The organism is Collinsella sp. AM24-1, from assembly GCF_003470325.1.
GTDB lineage: Bacteria > Actinomycetota > Coriobacteriia > Coriobacteriales > Coriobacteriaceae > Collinsella.
In genome coordinates, this window is record NZ_QRHM01000012.1 from 67,410 (window position 1) to 67,646 (window position 237).

1 protein-coding gene is annotated in these 237 nt (G+C 61.6%); it reads left to right on the forward strand.

All coding sequences use genetic code 11. The features are described from left to right. Positions 1-237 (forward strand): IS200/IS605 family transposase (gene tnpA, locus DW661_RS10340; protein WP_233547465.1); only part of this gene is annotated, 237 nt, incomplete at both ends.

Below are 237 nucleotides of genomic sequence, written 5' to 3' on the forward strand. Positions count from 1 at the left end.
GAAGCTGTGCGAGTACAAGGGGATCGAGATAATCGAGGGGCACCTGATGCCCGACCACGTGCACGTGCTGCTGGCGATCCCGCCGAAGTACAGCGTCGCGAGCGTCATGGGCTACCTGAAGGGGAAGAGCTCGCTGATGATATTCGACAGGCACGCCAGCCTCAAGTACAAGTTCGGCAACAGGAAGTTCTGGGCGGAGGGCCACTGCGTGTCCACCGTCGGCCTGAACGAGGCGAC